Origin of the sequence: Cellulomonas septica, assembly GCF_012396155.1 — a bacterium.
Lineage (GTDB): Bacteria > Actinomycetota > Actinomycetes > Actinomycetales > Cellulomonadaceae > Cellulomonas > Cellulomonas septica.
In genome coordinates this window covers 1-3,610 of record NZ_JAAXOY010000354.1, presented here as the reverse complement: position 1 = coordinate 3,610, position 3,610 = coordinate 1, and the positions used below count along the sequence as shown (strand labels likewise).

Annotated in this window: 3 protein-coding genes; all 3 read left to right on the top strand. The window is 74.2% G+C overall.

Going from position 1 to position 3,610, the window contains the following annotated elements; all coding sequences use genetic code 11:
• The coding region (locus HGA02_RS13105; protein ID WP_343035470.1) for a peptidoglycan D,D-transpeptidase FtsI family protein at window positions 1-1,780 on the top strand (1,780 nt) is incomplete at its 5' end.
• A gap of 61 nt (window positions 1,781-1,841) precedes the next feature.
• Window positions 1,842-3,419: a UDP-N-acetylmuramoyl-L-alanyl-D-glutamate--2,6-diaminopimelate ligase gene (locus HGA02_RS13100; RefSeq protein ID WP_168679380.1), complete on the top strand. Its 1,578-nt coding sequence runs from the start codon at window positions 1,842-1,844 to the stop codon at window positions 3,417-3,419.
• Window positions 3,416-3,610: Mur ligase domain-containing protein (locus tag HGA02_RS13095; RefSeq protein ID WP_343035469.1), on the top strand; the 195-nt coding region annotated here is incomplete at its 3' end. The genes HGA02_RS13100 and HGA02_RS13095, both read left to right, overlap by 4 nt.

The following is a 3,610-nucleotide window of genomic DNA, read 5'->3' as shown; positions in this document are numbered from 1 at the left end:
CGTCCGCGGTGGTGGGGGAGGCCGGCCGCCGAGGAACGTGCGCACGGGCGCGCGGGCGCGGATGGCCTTCCTCACCGTGGTCGTGCTGCTCGTCCTCTCGGTGTTCACCGGGCGGCTCGTGTGGGTGCAGGGGATCCGCGGCGACGCGATCGCGGCGGAGGCGCGCGAGAAGCGCATGACCTCGTTCGAGGTGCTCGGCGCGCGCGGCGAGATCACCGACGCCGAGGGGCGTCCGCTCGCGATGTCGGTCGAGCGCTACGACATCTCCGTGAACCAGCGGCAGGTCGGCGAGTACAAGAGCACCGGCACGCCCGAGGTGCCCGACGGCGCCGCCGGGGTCGCGCAGCGCCTCGCGCCCATCCTCGGCAAGAGCCCCGCGGAGGTCGGCGGGATGCTCGTGGGCGACCGCCAGTTCCGCTACATCGCGAAGAACGTGGAGCCGACCGTCGCGCGCGAGATCCGGGCGCTGAAGCTGCCCGGCATCCAGATCGACAAGGTGGCCGAGCGCGTCTACCCGAACGGTGACCTCGCGGGCAACGTCATCGGGTTCGTGAACTCGAGCGGCGTGGGCCTCGAGGGCCTCGAGCGGTCGCTCGACGACCGGCTCGCGGGCTCGCCGGGCGAGGAGACCTACGAGCGCGGGCGCAAGGGTCAGCCGATCCCCGGCGGGTACTCGGCGGGCTCCCCGGCGCAGCAGGGCGACTCGGTCCAGCTGACGATCCTGTCGGACCTGCAGTTCAAGGCGCAGGAGGCGCTGTCGGCCGCGGTCGCGTCGACGGGTGCGGACGGCGGCACGGTCGTCGTGCTCGACACGCGCACCGGTGAGGTGCTGGCCCTGGCCGACTCGGGCTCCGTGGACCCGAACGACCCGGGCGACAGCACCGGCGGCTCGCTGGCCAGCTCGGTGTCCGACGTCTTCGAGCCGGGCTCGACGGGCAAGGTCATCACGATGGCCGCGGCGCTCGACGCCGGGCTCGTGACGCCGCTCACGCAGTTCGAGGTGCCGTACACCTACACGACGGAGAACGGCGAGACGTTCAAGGACTCGCACGAGCACGGGCTGCTCCGCCTCACGACGACGGGCGTGCTCGCCGAGTCGTCGAACACGGGCACGGTCATGATCGGGCAGAACCTGCCGCAGCAGACCCGGCACGACTACCTCACGAAGTTCGGCTTCGGGGCGCGCACGGGCATCGAGCTGCCCGGGGAGTCGCCCGGCATCCTGCGGTCGTGGGAGACGTGGGACAGCTGGGACCGCCGGTCCAAGTTCGCCGTGCTGTTCGGGCAGGCGGTGTCGGTGACCGCGCTGCAGGCGACGCAGGTGTTCGCGACGATCGCGAACGGCGGGGTCCGCGTCCAGCCGCACATCATCAAGGGCTGGACGGCGGCCGACGGCACCTACACGCCTGAGCCCGCCGCGGCGACCACGCAGGTCGTCTCGCCGCAGACCGCGGCGACCGTCCTCACCATGATGGAGAGCGTCGTCGACGACGGCACCGGCGGGAGCGCCGCGATCCCGGGCTACCGGGTCGCCGGCAAGACCGGCACGGCGCAGAACTGGGTCAAGGGCCACCAGGGCATCACGGCGTCGTTCATCGGCGTCGCGCCCGTCGACTCGCCCCGCATCGCGGTGAGCGTCATCCTGCACAACCCGCGCACGTCCATCTACGGCGGCACGGTCGCCGCCCCCGTCTTCCGCGACGTCGCCGGGTTCGCGCTCGGCGAGCTCGGCGTGCCGCCGTCGGGGAGCCAGGCGCAGCTGTTCCCGACGACGTGGTGAGCGTGCTCACGGCGGCCCCGGACGCGGCGTGGTGGGGGTCCGACCGGGGTAGATTCTCCCCATGACGTCCCCGGCCCGGATGCGCCCCCAGCATCCCGCGACCCACCGGGTGACCGACCTCACCGCCACGTTCTCGCTGGTCGCGGACGCGCTCGACCCCGCGCTCGTCGTCACCGGTGTCACCGTCTCGAGCGGTGACGTCGCGCCCGGCGACCTGTTCGTCGCCGTCCCCGGCCTCAAGGTGCACGGCGCGACGTTCGCCCCGCAGGCGGTCGCCGCCGGCGCGGTCGCGGTCGTCACCGACACCGCCGGCGCGGCGCTCGTCCGCGACGCCGGCCTGACCGTCCCCGTGCTCCTCACCGACGACCCGCGGGCCGTGTCGGGTCCGCTCGCCGCGCACGTGCACGGCCACCCGGGCGAGGACCTCGTGACCGTCGGCGTCACGGGCACCAACGGCAAGACCACGACGACGTACTTCGTCGACGCCGCCCTGCGGGCCGCGCACGCGGTCACGGCGGTGCTCGGCACGGTCGAGCTGCGCGTCGGCGACGAGGCCGTCGAGAGCCCTCGCACGACCGTCGAGGCGCCCGCGCTGCAGGCGATCCTCGCGCTCGCACGCGAGCGCGGTGCGGGTGCGGTCGCGATGGAGGTGTCGTCGCACGCGCTCGCTCTCGGCCGCGTCCGGGGCCTGACGTTCGACGTCGTCGGCTTCACCAACCTGCAGCGGGACCACCTGGACTTCCACGGCGACATGGAGGGGTACTTCCGCGACAAGGCGCGGCTGTTCGACCCCGAGCAGGCGCGCCGCGGCGTGGTGGTGGTCGACGACGAGTGGGGCCGCCGCCTCGCGAGCAGCGCGCGCATCCCCGTCGAGACGGTCGCGACGCACGTCGACGACCCGCACGCGACGGACGCCGACTGGGCGGTCGTCTCGGCCGACATCGGTCTCGACGGCGTCGGCTCGTCGTTCGTGCTGCGCGGGCCGGACGGCACCGAGCACGCGGCGGCGAGCCCGCTGCCCGGCCTGGTCAACGTGTCGAACGCGGCGCTGGCGATCGTGCTGGCCCACGCGGCCGGCGTCGACCTCGCGGTCGCGGTCGACGCGGTCGCGCACGCGCACGAGATCCCCGGCCGGATGGAGCGCGTGGTCGAGCGCGGCGACGGCTGGCCGCTGTGCCTCGTCGACTACGCGCACACGCCCGACGCGCTGGTGCTCGCGCTCGAGGCGGTGCGCCCGATCACGCCCGGCCGGCTGATCCTCGTCTTCGGCTCGGACGGCGACCGTGACCAGGGCAAGCGCCCGATCATGGGCCAGATCGCCGCCCGGCTCGCCGACGTGCTGGTCGTCACCGACGAGAACCCCCGCTCGGAGGACCCCGCGACGATCCGCGCCGCGATCCTCGAGGGCGTGCGCGCCGAGCGCCCGTCCGGTGCCGACGTGCACGAGGCGACGAGCCGCGCCCAGGCCATCCGCGACGCCCTCGCCCTGGCGACCGACCAGGACACCGTGATCGTCACGGGCAAGGGCCACGAACCCACACAGGAGATCGCCGGCGTGTTCCACCGGTACAACGACCGCGACGTCTACCTCGCGGCCAGGGCCGAGCGTTCCCCCGCACGGGCGGAGCAGCACGCGTGATCGCCCTGACTGCGGCCGAGATCGCGGCCGCCACGGGTGGCGTGCTGCGCGCCGACGTCGACCCCGCGCTCGTCGTCGCGGGTCCCGTCGTCGTCGACTCGCGCGAGGTCGAGCCGGGCGGGCTGTTCGTCGCCCTGCCCGGTGAGCACGTGGACGGGCACGACTACGCGGCCGGGGCCGTCGCCGCCGGG